The sequence below is a fragment of the Gordonia sp. ALPHA1B1 genome, assembly GCF_005502615.1.
Lineage (GTDB): Bacteria > Actinomycetota > Actinomycetes > Mycobacteriales > Mycobacteriaceae > Gordonia > Gordonia hongkongensis.
Window position 1 is genome coordinate 85,189 of record NZ_SCOC01000006.1, and the last position, 15,208, is coordinate 100,396.

The following is a 15,208-nucleotide window of genomic DNA, read 5'->3' on the forward strand; positions in this document are numbered from 1 at the left end:
TGTGAAATCCTGCGTCTTGGGGCAAGGTGGAGAGATGCCGGACAACGAGAAGCCCACCTGGACCACGACCGACGATGAAGTGAAGGCCGACCCCGACATGCGGAGCGACCCCGACGAGAATGACGGGCCGGCCTCGGCACTGCCCACCGCACGGGACACCGAGATCGGCGAGACCGACCGAATCCGGGAAGACAAGGCGTCTTACGACGGAGCACAGCCACCGGCCGACCACACTGACGAGGGTCACGCGGTCGGCGGATCGGAGGGCACGACCGATGGCCAGTGACACCCCCTCCGGACAGAAACGCACCATCGTCCTCACCGGCGCCAGCGACGGGATCGGCGCGATCGCCGCGCGTTCCCTGGCCGGACCCGACACCGACCTCGTCCTCGTCGGACGCTCGGCGAAGAAGCTGGCGCCGATCGCCGCCGAGACCGGTGCGCGGCAGTTCACCGCCGACTTCTCCGCGCTCTCGGAGGTGCGGGATCTAGCCGCCGAGATCAATTCCGCCGTCGGGACCATCGACGTCCTGATGAACAACGCGGGCGGGACGTTCGACGCGTCGCAGCGGACTTCCGACGGACACGAACCGAACTTCCAGATCAACCACCTCGCGCCGTTCCTGCTGACCCACCTTCTGCGGGATCGACTGGCCGCGGCCCCGCAATCGCTCGTCCTGAACACGTCCAGCGTCGGCAACCTCTTCGGGAAGGTCGACCTCGACGACCTGGATTTCGAGAAGCGCCGGACCCTCGCGATGCGGCCCTACGGTACGGCCAAGCTGATGAACATCCTGTTCACACGCGGGATCGCGCAGCGCTGGACCGGTGACAAGATCTATTCCGCCGCAGTGCATCCCGGACCGGCGGCGACGAGCTTCGGCCGCGACTCGCGCTTCGTCGGGCTCGCCTACCGGTCTCCGCTGACGCGCCTGGTGACCATCACCCCCGAGCAGGGAGCCGCCCCGCTCATCGCCCTGGCCGAGCGCGGCGCCGACCCGACGGTCAACGGCGTGTACTTCGATCGCCACAAGGCCAATGGTCGGGAGAACCGTCAGGCCCATGACCAGAAGCTGATCGACGGGTTGTGGCAGCGATCGGCGGAACTCACCGGTCTCACGTGACCTGACCCGTCTCCCCTGGCCTGACCTGGGCCGTGGCCGAGACCGCGGATGTTCTCTACGTTGGCGGTCGGAGACCGACACCGTCTACCTGGACACAGGAGGTTCAGATGACACGCAACATCCTCTTCATCATGACCGGCGCCGGCAGCTGGACGCTGAATGACGGCTCGAGCCACAAGACCGGGTTCTGGGCCGAGGAGGCCGTCGCGCCGCTGGAAGTGTTCCGCGCAGCCGGCTACAAGGTGACCGTAGCCACTCCGAACGGCGCGAAACCACCCGTCGACGAGACGAGCCTCGCGGTCGAGAGCATCGGCACACCTGAGCGCGCCGCGGAGATCCGCCACGTCGTGGAGACCGCTCCGGAGCTGCAGAAGCCGATCGCGCTCACCGACGTTCGCATCGCCGACTACGACGCCGTGTTCGTCCCGGGCGGCCACGGACCCATGGAGGACCTGGCCGTCGACGCGGACGCCGGAGCTCTGCTGATAGCGGCCGACGAGGCGCAACTGCCGCTCGGAATCGTCTGTCACGGTCCGGCGATCCTGTTGGCGGCGAACAACTCCGACGGCGTCAACGCGTTCGCCGGCCGCACGGTGACCGGCTTCAGCAACGCCGAGGAGGAACAGGCCGGGCTTGCCGACAAGGCTCCCTGGCTCCTCCAGGATCGGCTCACCCAGGCAGGTTTCAAGGTCACCCTCGCCGAACCGTGGACGGTCCACATCGAGACCGACGGCAACCTGCTGACCGGCCAGAATCCCGCGTCGTCGGAATCCTTGGCACGCACCCTGCTGGATCGCCTCGAGAACGTGCCGCAGGGTTCCAAGTAGCACCTCTTGCCCCTCGAGGTTCGAGGAGCACACCCTCTGCTCCCTCAGGTGCGAGGAGCACACCCCTGCTCCCTGAGGTGCGAGGAGCGCAAGCGACGAGCCACGAAGGGCTGACGACGTACGTTGCCACACCCTTCGTGGCTCGCTCCGCTCGCACCTCAGGGAGCAAAAATCGACGCACACGAGTTTCTTCGTGGCCAACGACGGCCGCCGGGCCGAGATACCCTAAATTCTCAATGCCGAGAGTCGTACGGCAGCAACGCCATCTCTCGCGCGTTACGGATCGCGGTGGCGACCTGTCGCTGCTCCTGCGGGCTCAGCCCCGTGAGGCGTCGGCTGCGGATTCGGCCCTTGTCGGAAAGGAACTGACGCAGCAATGCGACATCCTTGTAGTCCACGGGATTCCGCCCGTCGACCCGCACGCCCTGTGCGATGAGCAGGTTCCGTTTGCGCTTCGCCGGCACTTCCTCGCGCTGACGTTGTCTTCCGTTGGCCATCACTCTTCCTCGTTCTCGTGGGTCCGGATCACCAGCTGGACTTCTGGATTCCGGGTAGTTCCCCGCGGTGCGCGAGTTCGCGGAACCGCACGCGGGACAGGCCCGCCTTGCCGATGTACCCGCGGGGCCGGCCGTCGACGGCGTCCCGGTTGCGCAGTCGAGTCGGACTGGCGTTGCGCGGCAGCCGTTGTAGGCGTCGTAGCGCTTCCGAACGCTCCTCGGGCGTCGAACTGGCTGCGACGCTCGCGCGCTTCAGTTCGGCGCGGAGGTCGGCATACCGCGCGACGACCTCGCGGCGCTGTTCGTTACGGACGATCTTGGACTTCTTGGCCATCAGCGGTCCTCTCGGAAGTCGACGTGGGCGCGGGCGATCGGGTCGTACTTGCGCAGCACCATCCGGTCGGGATCGTTGCGGCGGTTCTTCCGGGTCACATAGGTGTATCCGGTCCCGGCGGTGGAACGTAGTTTGACGATCGGCCGGATCTCGTTGCGCGCCATCAGACCTTCTCCCCTCGGGCGCGGATCTTGCGCAGCACCGACTCGATGCCGTGCTTGTCGATCGTCGAGATCCCCTTGGCGCTCACGCGCAGCGTCACGTACCGCCCCTCGCTGGGCACGTAGTAGCGACGGCGCTGGATGTTCGGGTCCCACCGGCGCGACGTCCGCTTGTGCGAATGCGACACCTGCTTGCCGAAGCCGGGTACCCGACCGGTGACCTGGCACCTCTTGGACATGCTGCCTCCTGTTCTTATCGACAATGATTGGCATTAACTGTGCGGCCACGGTACCGTCGTCGAAGCACAAATGGAAATCATTCTCAATAGAACGGAGTGGAGTCGTGCTCGACGATCAACCCGCGAACCACCCGCAGGACGCCCCGGGCGACCAACGGACCCCGGTCGTGCTGGTCACCGGGCTCGACGCGTCGTCGATCCACCGGGTGGGCGACGCGTTGGAGTGCGGCGGCGTCGGCAGCGTCCAGGTCCACCACGACCTGACACAGGTCGAGGACGGCCGCGTCGTCCGGACCCTCAGCTGGCGGGGCCCCGACGGTCGCAGCCACCATGACGTCTGCATCGTGGAACTGGCCCACGGTTGCATCTCGTGCACCCTTCGCGAAGATCTGCTCCCTCTGTTGCGGCGGCTGCATCGTCGACCGTCGGTGAACCGGATCGTCCTCACACTCGATCCCGTCCTCGAACCCGAGCAGGTCGCCTGGTCGATCGAGAACGTCATCGTCTCGGACATGCCGGGGTTCGACGACGCCCCGGCGGCGGCCGACGTCCGCGTCGATCTCACCGTTGCCTGTGTGGCCGAGGAGGATTGGCTGACGTCGGCGACCGGCGATCTCTCACTCGCCGAGGGTGGGCATGTCGCGCTCGACGACGACCGCACCCTTGCCCAGGTGGCGGTCGGTCAGGTCGTTTTTGCCGACGCACTGGTGGTCGCAGCATGCGACCCGACCGTCCGCGACGCCTGGGCGTCCGCGCGACTCGTCGCCGTCCTCAAACGGCTCGCGCCGAACGTCCCGATGATGTTCGAGTTGCCGCAGCGCCCGATCACTCCCGTCCTGGCCGAGCAACTGCTCGCCGCGGTACCGCCCCGTTCACGTCGCGGACGCATCGACGGTCCGCACGACCCTCTCCTCGCGGGCGAACCGCCACTGGACTCCGACTGCGGGGTCACGTGGGTCGAGTTCCACAGCGATCGACCGCTGCACCCGGGTCGCTTCCACGAGGCGATCGACGCCCTCCTCGACGGGGTCGTCTGTGCCCGCGGGCGACTCTGGATCGCCACCCAGCCCGACGAGGCGCTCTGGCTCGAGTCGGCCGGCGGCGGACTGCGCGTCGCGCACGGAGGTCCCTGGCTCGCCTCGATGACCGATGACGAACTCGCGCAGGTACCCGACGAGCGTCGGGCTCTCGGTGCACTGCGCTGGGACGAGACCTTCGGCGACCGGCACACCTCGCTCGTCGCGCTCGTCCATCAGGGCGACCCCGCCGAGATCGAGGAGGCCCTCCGCGGCGCCTGCCTGAACGAGGTCGAATTCGCTGCCGGAGAACAGTTCTGGTCGACCTTCGACGATCCGTTCGGGCAGTTCCACGCCGACCCGTGCGATGACCTCGACGTCGGCGAGTCGACCGTGGACGCATTCCCCGGCGTCGACGCTGATCCCCGGGACAACTGAACCCGCACCGACCCACATCTCACCGGAGGCACCCACATGAAGAAGGGCATCCACCCCCAATTACCACCCCGTCGTCATCCGCGACGGTTCGACGGGCAAGGAGTTCCTCACCCGATCGACGGCGACATCGTCGACGACCGTCACCTGGTCCGACGGCAACGAGTACCCGCTCATCACCGTCGATGTCACCAGCGACTCGCACCCGTTCTACACCGGGGTGAACACGATCCCCGACGTCGCCGGCCGGGTCGAGAAGTTCCGCCGGCGCTACGCGCACCTGAACAAGGACGACTGAGGGACGTCGATGGGCGACGTCAGTTCTTGTCGTCCTTCGGTTTCCCGTTCCCCTTGTTCTCGCTCTTGCCACCACCGCCGTTGCCACCACCGCTGTTGCCCCGCCCGTTTCCGCCGCTTCCGGCCGGTCCCTCCTCGGGCTGGGGCGTGTCGGTCTCCGTCGCGCCCGTGGGGACAGGGATCGGCGCGGGCACGTCGACCGTGCTCGGCGGCGGAGTCGGCCGGGATTCAGTGGTCAAGGACTCGGCGGCCGGCAGGGAGGTCGGGTTCGCCGGAACAGGTGTGTCCTCGTCGGATCCGGTGGCGATGACGACGACCGCGACGAGCAGGGCGGTCAGCAGAGCGGCGGCGCCACCCAGCACGGCCATCGACGTTCGACGTCGGGACCGGTTCGGCCCTCCCGGAAGCGGAGCCGTTTCCGAGGCGTTCCGAGGTGGTGGGATCAGTGTCGGCATCGGCGCCGTGAGCCGACTCGTCCCCGCTTCCGGGCCCGTGTTGTCGGTATGTCCGGCCAGCGCCGCACTCATCGCCGCAGCACTCGGAAACGGCACGGTGCCACCCGGACGCATGGCCCGGTCGATCGTCTCGCGCAGTGTCGGGGCGACATCCGGCCGGATGTCGGCCAGCAGAGGCGGCGGCGCGTGCAGGATCGCGTGCGCGACGGCGGCAGGGTTGTCGTGGTCGTACGCTCGGCGACCCGTCAGGGCCTCATACGCGACGACCGCAGCCGCGTAGAGATCGTCGGCCGGTGTCGCCGCCCGGCCCAACACGCGACCGGGACTGAGGTAACAGATGGTTCCGACCACTTCTCCCGTCGCCGTGTGCGCCGTCCCGGCCGTCTTGGCGATGCCGAGATCGGCCACCTTCACACGGTCGCCGGACATCAGCAAGTTCGCGGGTTTGATGTCGCGGTGCAGCACCCCGGCGGAATGGGCGGCGTGCAGGGCGGCCAGGACGTCCTCGAGGATCGCGGCGACGCGGTGGGGCGGCAACGGCCCGCCGACCATGAGATCGCCGACCGTTGTGCCACTCAGCCGTTCCATCACGATGTACGGCGTCCCGTCGTGCTCGCCGAAATCATGGACGGCGACGATGTTGGGGTGGTTGAGCGCGGCGGCCGCCCGCGCCTCTGCGATGAACCGGTCACGTGCGACCGTCGGGGTCTCCGTCTCTGAGCGCAGTAGTTTGATGGCGACCGACCGGTGGAGTCGCCGGTCCCACCCGTCGTGGACCACCGCCATGCCACCGCGTCCGAGAACTCCCCGGATCTCGTAGCGTCCGTCGAGCAGGATTCGGTCCACTTGTTCACGGTAGCGGGTGCCATTCCCGGCCATCGTCGACCCGGAACCGAAGTCGGACGGCGTGATCTCAGCCCGGCAGCAACCCGTCGACCAGCGCATCGACGATGTCGTCGACCGGCACATCCGGGAGCAGCGGACCGGTCAGCTGGTCCAGCAGGAGGCCGTCGACGGCGTAGTGGAAGAGGGCGATCTCCCGGGCCGTCCCCGGCAGGCCGGCTTGTTCGTTGAACGCCACGTCCCCGGTGAACCCGGTCCGACGCCATTCGCCGATGATCTCCGCGACCTCAGGGCGTCGAATTCCTTCCAACCGAAGTTCGATCAGTGCGATGGTGACAGTCCGGTTTGCCATCAGACGCTCGACGATGTTGCGGAGATACTCGGCGAAGAGCTCCCGCGTCGGTGTGCGTCCGGCCCGCTCGGCGATGAACTCGTCGCTCGGTGCCAGTCGCTCGTAGATGCGCTCCACCAATCCGGTGAGAAGTGCTGAGCGAGAACGGAAGTAGTTCGTCGTCGTACCGAGGGGCACGCCGGCGGCACGGTCCACCGCGCGGTGGGTGAGTCCACGCGCGCCGGCGTCGGCGAGCACTTCGAGACCCGCGTCGGCCAGCGCACGTCGGCGGTCATCGTTGCGAGCCATGGAAAAACGATAGCGCAACCACTACATGTGATGTAGTTTCTCAACCACTACATCTGAAGTGATTGGGGAACAGCATGCGCGAACTCGTGTACTACGTGGCCGTGAGTCTCGACGGGTACATCGCCGGTCCGGACGGCCAGTACGACGCCTTCCTCTTCGAAGGCGATCAAATGGACGGCATCAACGAGCGGTTTGCCGACACCATCCCGACGGACTACGCCGCCGCACTCGGGATCGACCAGAGCACAGGGATTTTCGACACCGTCCTGATGGGAGCCGGTACCTATGCCGCCGGGTTGCCAGAGGTGACAAGTCCGTATCGCCACCTCGACCAGTACGTCTTCACCCATCAGCAACGCGAACAGGTCGACGGCGTGACGTTCACGGATCGCGACCCGGTCGAGGTGGTGCGCGAGCTCAAACAGCGCAAGGGAAAAGACATCTGGCTCTGCGGAGGCGGCGATCTCGCGACTCAACTGGCCGACGAGATCGACCGGTTCGTCCTCAAGCGTCAGCCGGTGATGTTCGGGAGCGGCATTCCGCTGATGGCGCCCGGCCGGTACGCGCCCAGGAGGTTTCGACGCGTCAGCGCACACGACTTCGACACCGGCGTGTCGATCGTCGAATACGCCGCAGCGTAGGAGCGGACCTACCTCAGCACCGTGAGCGCGTCGTCGAGTGAGACCAGGTCGGCCATCGTCACTATTCTCTTGGCGCCATGGAGTTCCGTCGCGGCGCGGATGGCGGCCAGCGCCGTCAGTCGGCCCGTGGCGTCGGACTGCCCCGTCCCGGAGGCCTCCCGACGCTCACCGGTGCGCCGATTCTCGGCGATGACGTGCCAGGCATCGGAACCAAGGGGAGGCGCCCACGTCAGCGTGCTGCGCAACGCCGGCACCCGCCCGATCAGGCCGAGCGCCGCGGTCATCGGGGCCGAGCTGAGAGTGAGATACGAGCGGATGTGACCCGGCCGGTTGTCGAGAAGGACATGGTCGGGGAAGTCCGCGCGTAGGTAGCGCCGGGTCCGGCCGTCGGGTCCGGTCGCTTGCCGGCTTTCCCGGAGATTCCGCACCGGCCGAGTCTCCGGCGGGCAGTGGACGTCGGAGCCGACCAGTCCGACGGTCCACGCGACCGCGGCGGGACCGTGTTTCTCCCCGGCTCCGAGCATCACGAGCACATCGAGGTCGTCGTCCGGGCGCGAGTCGAGTGCGGCGGTCAGGATCGTGCTGAGCCCGGGCGCGAGGCCTGCCCCCAGGACGACGGGTCCGGTGGCGGTGGCGCGTAGTCGGTCGAGATAGGCGCCGGAGGCCGAGATGTCGACCAGCGGCGTCTGCACGATCGCGGCTCCCAGCTCCGGGCGTTCGATGCCGGAGGCGTTGACGACGACATCGTTTTCGGCAGCGAGGTCGCGCAGGGTCGCGAGGTCGCCGCGCAGATCGATCCGGGCGTCCCCGCTCGCCGTGCGGCTCGTCACGGTCACGACGTGACCGTCCTCCTCGAGTTCGCGGGCAACGACGGTGCCCACCGCTCCCCGTCCGCCGAGAAGCAGGACTCGGAGGTGCTCACCCTTGTTCGATTCGTTCATCTACTCCACTTTCCTCGTTCCCGGTTTCTTCGGGACCATGCTCGGGGACGGCGGTCGCGACCGGCGAGGACTTTTGCGGGATCTGCAAAGATGGCGCCATGATCGCTGACCTGGGGGACCTGATCGGCGCGATCGGTCCGCGGCTGCGCGCTCTCCGTCTCACGCGGGCAATGACCCTGACAGCTGTGGCCGAGGAGTCGGGCCTCTCGGTCAGCACGCTGTCCCGGGTGGAGACCGGTAAACGGCAGCCGACCCTCGACGTCCTGCTCCCCCTGGCGCGCGTCTATCGGGTGTCCCTCGATCAACTCGTCGACGCACCGCCCACGGGTGATCCTCGCGTACACCTCGAACCGCGGTCGATGGCGTCCGGGGGTGTCATCGTTCCCCTCACCGATTACCCCGGACGTGTGCGGGCGTTCAAGCACGTCCTCGGGCCGCGCGAACCGCGCCTGGCGACCCACGACGGACACGCGTGGCTCTACGTTCTCGCCGGCAGACTGCGGTTGCTCCTGGCCGACGCCGAGCACATCCTCGAACCCGGCGAGACGGCCCAGTTCGATCCGACGACGCCGCACTGGTTCGGGCCGGCCGATGACAACCCGGTGGAGATCCTGCATCTGTTCGGTCCACACGGTGACCGGCCGGTGTCGCGCCTGGACGACGTCAGCCCGCAATGACGGCGACCGCGTTGACGTCCCGGACCGCACCGTGTGGCGTCGCCCGACCGACGTACGAAGACCGCGGCAATACGAAAGGCGACAAGGGGCTCGTCGAGCCGCTCGTCGCCTTCGAGGTGAAGTGGTGGATTGGTGGAGCCTAGGAGATTCGAACTCCTGACATCTGCCTTGCAAAGGCAGCGCTCTACCAACTGAGCTAAGGCCCCGTGCCGTACCGATCGGTTCGGCGGGATGCGAGATTCCGATGTCCGAAAACATCTGTCGCAGTGGGCCTAGGAGGACTTGAACCTCCGACCTCTTCGTTATCAGCGAAGCGCTCTAACCGCCTGAGCTATAGGCCCTTGAACCGAGGAGTGAGATTACCCGACCGATGCCCCAACAAACAAAACGGCTGGTCAGGGGCTCGCTCAATCGAGGTCGGCGAGAGTCACCTCGGCGCCGCCGACGAGGTCGGCACAGATGTTGTAGATGTAGCTGCCGATCGTCGCGAGCGCGGTCAGCAGGATCGCGTTGATGGCGCCCAGGAGCGCCGCGGCGCCGAAGACGGTGCCCGCCCCGATCACGTCGTTACTCGCGGCCGATTCCTCCGCCATGAGCGTTCCGAAGCTGTTGTTCACCTGATCCCACACGCCCATGCCGTCGAGGATGAGGTACAGCACGGCGACGGAGATCATCCAGATGAAGAACCCGACCACCGACAGCACGGCCGCGACCTTGAACGTCGCCCACGGGTCGATCCGACGCACCTGCACCGAGGCGCGCAGCGCGGTCCCGGCGGCGAGTACCTGGCGAGGCGCCGACCGCGGTGCGGAGGGCTTGGATCCCGGCGTCTGTGCCGTCTCGGGTCGCTTCAGGTCCGCCGTGTGGTGGATCTGATCGAGGTCGGGCAGATCGTTATCCGGAAGGTGTCCGCGGTCGATCGTGCTGGTGGGTGACTCGACGAAGCCGGGTTCCTCGGTCGCCGTCGCCGTACCCGATCGGCGCGGACTCTCCAGCTTGGTCACCGGGGCCTGCTGGCCGCTCATGCTGGCGGCAGCGGTGCCGCTGTTCGTCACGACGCCACGCGGCGGCGGGCCGCCCGGGTTACTCAGCGGCGGGCCGCCCGGGTTGTTCAGCGGCGGGCCGGCTGGGCCCTCGCCGGTGCTCGAACGCTGGGCGGCGTCGCGGTTGAACGTCTCGGTCGGGGCGGCTGACGGATCGTCGGCCGGCCCCCGCTGCCACGGCGGCACCAGTCCCCCGGTCGGGGTTCCCGTTCCGGGTCCCGCCGGTCCCCCGGCGGGGCGCCCGTTCTGGTCCTGATGCGGCTCGTTCGGTGTGCTCACAGACATTCCCTCACTCAGGCGTTCCTGACGTTGCTCGCTCGGCGCCGGGTCCGAGCCCGCCGTTCCCCGACCCGTCGACTCGCGACGGGTCGAGCAACAGTGGCCTTCACCCTAACGCCTAGGAAGAGACCTCTGTCTCGTCCGGCTCGTCGGCGTTGCGGGCGATGGCGATGACCGTGGTGCCCTCGTCGATGTTCATCAGACGGACACCCTTGGTCTGGCGTCCGGCCTTGCGCACCGATTTCGCCGTGGTGCGGATGACGCCGCCCCCCGAGGTGATGGCGTAGAGCTCGGAGTCGTCGTCGACGATGAGCGCGCCGATCAGTTCACCGCGTCGACGATCGTGGGCGATCGTCAGCACACCCTTGCCGCCGCGACCCTGCACCGGGTAGTCGTCCATACCGGTCCGCTTGGCGTACCCGCCGGACGTGGCGACCAGCAGGTAGGTGCCCTCGCGGACGACGTTCAGTGACAACAGCGTGTCGTCGGTGTTGAACCGCATGCCCTGGACGCCGGAGGTCTGCCGGCCCATCGGCCGCAGGGCTTCGTCGTCGGCGTGGAACCGGATCGACTGTCCCTTCTGCGACACCAGGAGCAGATCGTCGTCGGCGCTGCACAATTGGGCGCCGACCAACTCGTCCTCGCCACGCAGGTTGATCGCCGCGATGCCGCCGGAGCGGTTGGAGTCGAAGTCGACCAGTCGCGACTTCTTCACCAGGCCGTTGCGGGTGGCGAGCACCAGATACGGCGCATCCTCGTAGGTCTTCAGCTGGATGACCTGGGCGATCCGCTCCTCCGGCTGGAAGGCCAGGAGGTTAGCGACATGCTGACCACGGGCGGTGCGGTTCGCCTCGGGCAGCTCGTAGGCCTTGGCGCGGTAGACGCGACCCTTGGTGGTGAAGAACAGGATCCAGTCGTGGGTCGAGCACACGAAGAAGTGTTTGACGATGTCGTCCTGCTTGAGCCCGGCACCCTGCACACCCTTGCCGCCGCGACGCTGACTGCGGTACAGGTCGGTTTTCGTGCGCTTGGCGTATCCGGTCTCGGTGATCGTGACGACGACGTCCTCGCGGGCGATCAGATCCTCGTCGCTGACATCGCCGTCGGCCGCGATGATCTTGGTCCGACGCTCGTCACCGTACTTCTCGACGACCTCCTTGAGCTCGTCGCGCACGATGGCGCGCTGACGCTCGGGCCGGTCGAGGATGTCCTTGTAATCGGCGATCTCGAGTTCGATCTCGGCGAGTTCGTCGACGATCTTCTGGCGTTCCAGGGCCGACAGACGGCGCAACTGCATCGCGAGGATGGCATCGGCCTGGATCTCGTCGATGTCGAGGAGGTCGATCAGGCCGGTACGCGCGGTCTCGGTGTTGGCCGAGCGGCGGATCAGCGCGATCACTTCGTCAAGCGCGTCAAGGGCTTTCACCAGACCGCGCAGAATGTGTGCGCGCTCCTCGGCCTTGCGCAACCGGTACCGCGTCCGTCGCACGATGACGTCGATCTGATGCGCCACGTAGTAGCGGATCATCTGGTCCAGACGCAGCGTGCGGGGCACGCCGTCGACGATGGACAGCATGTTCGCACCGAAGCTGGTCTGCAACTGGCTGTGCTTGTACAGGTTGTTCAGGACGACCTTCGCGACGGCGTCGCGACGCAGCGTCACCACGATCCGCATGCCGACGCGGTCCGAGGACTGATCCTCGATCCGGCTGATGCCCTTCAGCTTTCCCTCGTTGACCTGCTCGGCGATCGATTGGATCAGGTTGTCCGGGTTGACCTGGTAGGGCAACTCGGTGACCACCAGCGTGGTGGATCCCTTGTTCTCCTCGATGTCGACGACACTGCGCATCCGGATGCTGCCGCGCCCGGTGGTGTAGGCGTCCTTGATCCCCTGGCTGCCGACGATCAGTCCGGCCGTGGGGAAGTCGGGTCCCTTGATGCACTCCATGCACGCGGCGAGGGTGGTCTCGTCGTCGGCGTCGTGGTTCTCCAGCGCCCAGAACACCGCATCGGCAACCTCGTTGAGGTTGTGCGGGGGCATGTTCGTCGCCATACCGACGGCGATACCGCCGGAACCATTGATCAGCAGGTTCGGGATACGCGACGGCAGGACCGTCGGTTCATTCGTCTTGCCGTCGTAGTTGGGGACGAAATCGACTGTCTCCTCGCCGATGTCGCGCAGCATCTCCATGGCCAGCGGGGTGAGCCGGGCCTCGGTGTAACGCATCGCCGCGGCACCGTCGTTGCCTCGCGAGCCGAAGTTGCCCTGACCGTCGATGAGCGGGTACCGCATCGACCACGGCTGGGCGAGGCGCACCAGGGCGTCGTAGATCGCGGTGTCGCCGTGCGGATGGTAGTTACCCATCGTCTCCGCAACGGGTTTCGCCGATTTGACGTAGCTGCGGTCCGGGCGGAACCCGGCGTCGAAGGACGCGTAGAGGAGGCGGCGGTGCACCGGCTTGAGACCGTCGCGGACCTCGGGGAGCGCACGGCCCACGATGACGCTCATCGCGTAGTCGATGTAGCTCTTCTGCATCTCCTGCCCGAGATCGACGGGCTCGATGCGATCGCCTTCACCGCCGGCGGGCGGCAGGGTGGTGTCAGTCATGTGTGTACTTTCTCCGATCGGAGCGGAATCGCAGGAACCCGCGATCAGACATCGAGGAAGCGAACGTCTTTCGCGTTGCGGGCGATGAAGCTGCGTCGGGCGGCGACGTCCTCACCCATCAGGATGGAGAACAGTTCGTCGGCGGCCGCGGCATCGTCGAGGGTGACCTGGCGCAGGACACGCACGGCCGGGTCCATCGTGGTCTCCCACAATTCCTTGGCGTTCATCTCGCCGAGGCCCTTGTACCGCTGGATGCCGTCGTCGGTGTTGATCTTCTTGCCCGCCGCACGACCGGCCTCGAGCAGTCCGTCCCGCTCGCGGTCGGAATAGGCGAACTCTGGAGCCGACTTCTGCCACTTGAGCTTGTACAGCGGCGGCATCGCGAGGAACACGTGACCGTGCTCGATGAGCGGCCGCATGAAGCGGAACAGCAGGGTGAGCAGGAGGGTCGAGATGTGCTGACCGTCGACGTCGGCGTCGGCCATCAGCACGATCTTGTGATAGCGGAGCTTGCTGATGTCGAACTCGTCGTGGATGCCCGTGCCGAAGGCGGTGATGATCGACTGGACCTCGGTGTTCTTGAGCACACGGTCGATGCGCGCCTTCTCGACGTTGATGATCTTGCCGCGCAGCGGCAGGATCGCCTGGTACATCGAGTCGCGGCCCGACTTGGCGCTGCCGCCGGCCGAGTCGCCCTCCACGATGTAGACCTCGCACTTGCTCGGGTCGTTGCTGCGGCAGTCGGCGAGCTTGCCGGGGAGACCACCGATGTCGGTGGCGGTCTTGCGGCGCACCAGATCGCGGGCGTTGCGCGCTGCCATCCGGGCCCGCTGCGACTCGACGATCTTCTTGATGATCGTCTTCGCCTCGGCCGGGTTGGCCTCCAGCCAGTGTCCGAGGTGCTCACTGCAGACCCGCTGGACGAATCCCTTGACCTCGGTGTTGCCCAGCTTCGTCTTGGTCTGACCCTCGAACTGCGGATCCCCGACCTTCACCGAGATCACCGCGGCGAGGCCCTCGCGGATGTCGTCACCCGAGAGGCGGTCTTCCTTCTTGTCCTTGATGAGCTTCTTGTCCACCGCGTACTTGTTCACGGTGAGGGTCAGCGCGGCGCGGAAACCCTCTTCGTGGGTACCGCCCTCGTGAGTGTTGATGGTGTTGGCGAAGGTGTGGACCGATTCGGAATAGCCTGCGTTCCACTGCATCGCGACCTCGACCTCGTGGCCGGTGCCCTGGCCGGTGAAGCCGACGACCGTCGTGTGGATCGACTGCTTGGTCCGGTTGAGGTGTTTGATGTAGTCGACGAGCCCGTCGGGGTAGTGATAGGTCCGGGTCTTCGGCTTGGCCGCGGCGGCGGCCTTCTCTTCCTCGGACTTCACCGCCTCGGCGGCCTCGGTGGTGCCGCTCTCCTCGTCACCGTCGGCGTCACCCGGCGGCTCGATGGCCTGCGGTCGCTGATCGGTCAGCGTGATGGTGAGGCCCTTGTTCAGGAAGGCCATCTCCTGCAGACGACGCGCCACGGTTTCGGCGTTGAATCGTGTGGTCTCGGTGAAGATCTCGGGGTCCGGCCAGAACCGCACCGTGGTGCCGGTCTTGCGCGTCGGGGTCCCCTTCTCGAGGGCGCCGGGTGTCGCGTAGGTGTAGGTCTGCTCCCAGTTGAATCCGTCGTTCTGGATCTCCAGCTCCACCTTGGTGGACAACGCGTTGACCACCGAGATGCCGACGCCATGCAGGCCACCGGACACCGCGTAGGCGTCGGAGTCGAACTTGCCGCCGGCGTGCAGCTGGGTCATGACGACCTCGACGGTCGGCACGCCCGTGCGGTGCATGCCGGTGGGGATGCCGCGGCCGTCGTCGACGACCTGGACACCCCCGTCGGCCAGTAAGGTCACGTCGACGCGCGAGGCGAAGCCGGCCATCGCCTCGTCGACCGAGTTGTCGACGACCTCCCAGATCAGGTGGTGCAGCCCTCGCTCACCGGTGGATCCGATGTACATGCCGGGCCGTTTGCGGACGGCTTCCAGACCTTCGAGGATGTTGATCGAATCGGCGCCATACTCTGACGGCTTCTTCTTGTTCTTCTTCGGTCCGGTGTCGTTGGTGTCGGCCACGAGGTGCGTCCGCTCCTGTTCTGCTCATCGACGGATCAGG

Annotated in this window: 16 protein-coding genes, 2 tRNA genes and 1 pseudogene; 7 read left to right on the forward strand and 12 right to left on the reverse strand. The window is 66.9% G+C overall.

The window, feature by feature from the left end; translation table 11 throughout:
* The first annotated feature begins 34 nt into the window (after positions 1 to 34).
* From FFS52_RS05760 to FFS52_RS05770, 3 genes are all read left to right on the forward strand, one after another.
* Positions 35 to 286, forward strand: a complete 252-nt coding sequence (locus FFS52_RS05760) for a hypothetical protein (RefSeq protein ID WP_137809124.1) — start codon at positions 35 to 37, stop codon at positions 284 to 286.
* The gene (locus tag FFS52_RS05765; protein ID WP_137809125.1) at positions 276 to 1,124 is read left to right on the forward strand and encodes an SDR family NAD(P)-dependent oxidoreductase; all 849 of its coding nucleotides are present in this window, start codon (positions 276 to 278) and stop codon (positions 1,122 to 1,124) included. The genes FFS52_RS05760 and FFS52_RS05765 overlap by 11 nt, the downstream gene beginning before the upstream one ends.
* A gap of 107 nt (positions 1,125 to 1,231) precedes the next feature.
* A complete protein-coding gene (locus FFS52_RS05770) occupies positions 1,232 to 1,951 on the forward strand; it encodes a type 1 glutamine amidotransferase domain-containing protein (protein ID WP_058253007.1) in 720 nt (239 codons plus the stop codon).
* Positions 1,952 to 2,184: 233 nt separating this feature from the next.
* On the opposite strand, the gene rpsR is transcribed toward FFS52_RS05770, so the two are convergent.
* Genes rpsR through rpmB form a run of 4 tightly spaced genes read right to left on the reverse strand, consistent with a single transcriptional unit; the run spans position 2,185 to position 3,182 of the window.
* Positions 2,185 to 2,448 (reverse strand): 30S ribosomal protein S18, encoded by a 264-nt coding sequence (rpsR, locus tag FFS52_RS05775; RefSeq protein ID WP_137809126.1) that lies wholly within the window; start codon positions 2,446 to 2,448, stop codon positions 2,185 to 2,187.
* A 28-nt stretch (positions 2,449 to 2,476) separates the two neighbouring features.
* The gene (gene rpsN / locus FFS52_RS05780) at positions 2,477 to 2,782 is read right to left on the reverse strand and encodes a 30S ribosomal protein S14 (protein ID WP_058253005.1); all 306 of its coding nucleotides are present in this window, start codon (positions 2,780 to 2,782) and stop codon (positions 2,477 to 2,479) included.
* On the reverse strand, positions 2,782 to 2,946 hold the full coding sequence (gene rpmG, locus FFS52_RS05785) for a 50S ribosomal protein L33 (protein WP_058253004.1): 165 nt from the start codon (positions 2,944 to 2,946) through the stop codon (positions 2,782 to 2,784). Before rpmG ends, rpsN begins: the two co-directional genes overlap by 1 nt.
* Entirely contained in the window at positions 2,946 to 3,182 is a 237-nt protein-coding gene (gene rpmB, locus FFS52_RS05790; protein WP_004020952.1) for a 50S ribosomal protein L28, read from the reverse strand. Before rpmB ends, rpmG begins: the two co-directional genes overlap by 1 nt.
* A gap of 104 nt (positions 3,183 to 3,286) precedes the next feature.
* Between rpmB and FFS52_RS05795 the strand changes: the two genes are divergently transcribed.
* Both FFS52_RS05795 and FFS52_RS05800 read left to right on the forward strand, forming a co-directional pair.
* Positions 3,287 to 4,636, forward strand: coding sequence for a GTP-binding protein (locus tag FFS52_RS05795; protein WP_137809127.1), 1,350 nt, complete (start codon positions 3,287 to 3,289; stop codon positions 4,634 to 4,636).
* Positions 4,637 to 4,672: 36 nt separating this feature from the next.
* Positions 4,673 to 4,931: pseudogene (locus tag FFS52_RS05800) on the forward strand (type B 50S ribosomal protein L31).
* 19 nt (positions 4,932 to 4,950) lie between these two features.
* On the opposite strand, the gene FFS52_RS05805 reads toward FFS52_RS05800, so the two are convergent.
* Together FFS52_RS05805 and FFS52_RS05810 are read right to left on the reverse strand one after the other, a co-directional pair.
* The gene (locus FFS52_RS05805; RefSeq protein WP_137809128.1) at positions 4,951 to 6,231 is read right to left on the reverse strand and encodes a serine/threonine-protein kinase; all 1,281 of its coding nucleotides are present in this window, start codon (positions 6,229 to 6,231) and stop codon (positions 4,951 to 4,953) included.
* A gap of 67 nt (positions 6,232 to 6,298) precedes the next feature.
* A complete protein-coding gene (locus FFS52_RS05810; RefSeq protein WP_137809129.1) occupies positions 6,299 to 6,868 on the reverse strand; it encodes a TetR/AcrR family transcriptional regulator in 570 nt (189 codons plus the stop codon).
* A gap of 74 nt (positions 6,869 to 6,942) precedes the next feature.
* Between FFS52_RS05810 and FFS52_RS05815 the strand changes: the two genes are divergently transcribed.
* Positions 6,943 to 7,509: a dihydrofolate reductase family protein gene (locus FFS52_RS05815; RefSeq protein ID WP_137809130.1), complete on the forward strand. Its 567-nt coding sequence runs from the start codon at positions 6,943 to 6,945 to the stop codon at positions 7,507 to 7,509.
* Positions 7,510 to 7,517: 8 nt separating this feature from the next.
* Here the strand turns inward: FFS52_RS05815 and FFS52_RS05820 are convergent, their stop codons facing one another.
* Complete coding sequence (locus tag FFS52_RS05820; protein ID WP_137809131.1) at positions 7,518 to 8,450, reverse strand: saccharopine dehydrogenase; 933 nt, start codon at positions 8,448 to 8,450, stop codon at positions 7,518 to 7,520.
* A gap of 98 nt (positions 8,451 to 8,548) precedes the next feature.
* On the opposite strand from FFS52_RS05820, the gene FFS52_RS05825 reads away from it, so the two are divergent.
* Complete coding sequence (locus FFS52_RS05825; protein ID WP_137809132.1) at positions 8,549 to 9,127, forward strand: helix-turn-helix transcriptional regulator; 579 nt, start codon at positions 8,549 to 8,551, stop codon at positions 9,125 to 9,127.
* A 130-nt stretch (positions 9,128 to 9,257) separates the two neighbouring features.
* Here the strand turns inward: FFS52_RS05825 and FFS52_RS05830 are convergent.
* The 5 genes from FFS52_RS05830 to gyrB form a co-directional block, all read right to left on the reverse strand.
* Positions 9,258 to 9,333 (reverse strand) — tRNA-Ala (locus tag FFS52_RS05830).
* A 61-nt stretch (positions 9,334 to 9,394) separates the two neighbouring features.
* Positions 9,395 to 9,468 (reverse strand) — tRNA-Ile (locus FFS52_RS05835).
* Positions 9,469 to 9,534: 66 nt separating this feature from the next.
* Positions 9,535 to 10,449 carry a DUF3566 domain-containing protein gene (locus FFS52_RS05840; RefSeq protein ID WP_137809133.1) on the reverse strand — a complete coding sequence of 305 codons (915 nt, stop codon included), beginning with the start codon at positions 10,447 to 10,449 and terminating at the stop codon, positions 9,535 to 9,537.
* Positions 10,450 to 10,567: 118 nt separating this feature from the next.
* Positions 10,568 to 13,057: a DNA gyrase subunit A gene (gene gyrA, locus FFS52_RS05845; RefSeq protein ID WP_058252999.1), complete on the reverse strand. Its 2,490-nt coding sequence runs from the start codon at positions 13,055 to 13,057 to the stop codon at positions 10,568 to 10,570.
* A 44-nt stretch (positions 13,058 to 13,101) separates the two neighbouring features.
* Positions 13,102 to 15,168: a DNA topoisomerase (ATP-hydrolyzing) subunit B gene (gene gyrB, locus FFS52_RS05850; protein ID WP_058252998.1), complete on the reverse strand. Its 2,067-nt coding sequence runs from the start codon at positions 15,166 to 15,168 to the stop codon at positions 13,102 to 13,104.
* Between the last annotated feature and the right edge of the window lie 40 nt (positions 15,169 to 15,208).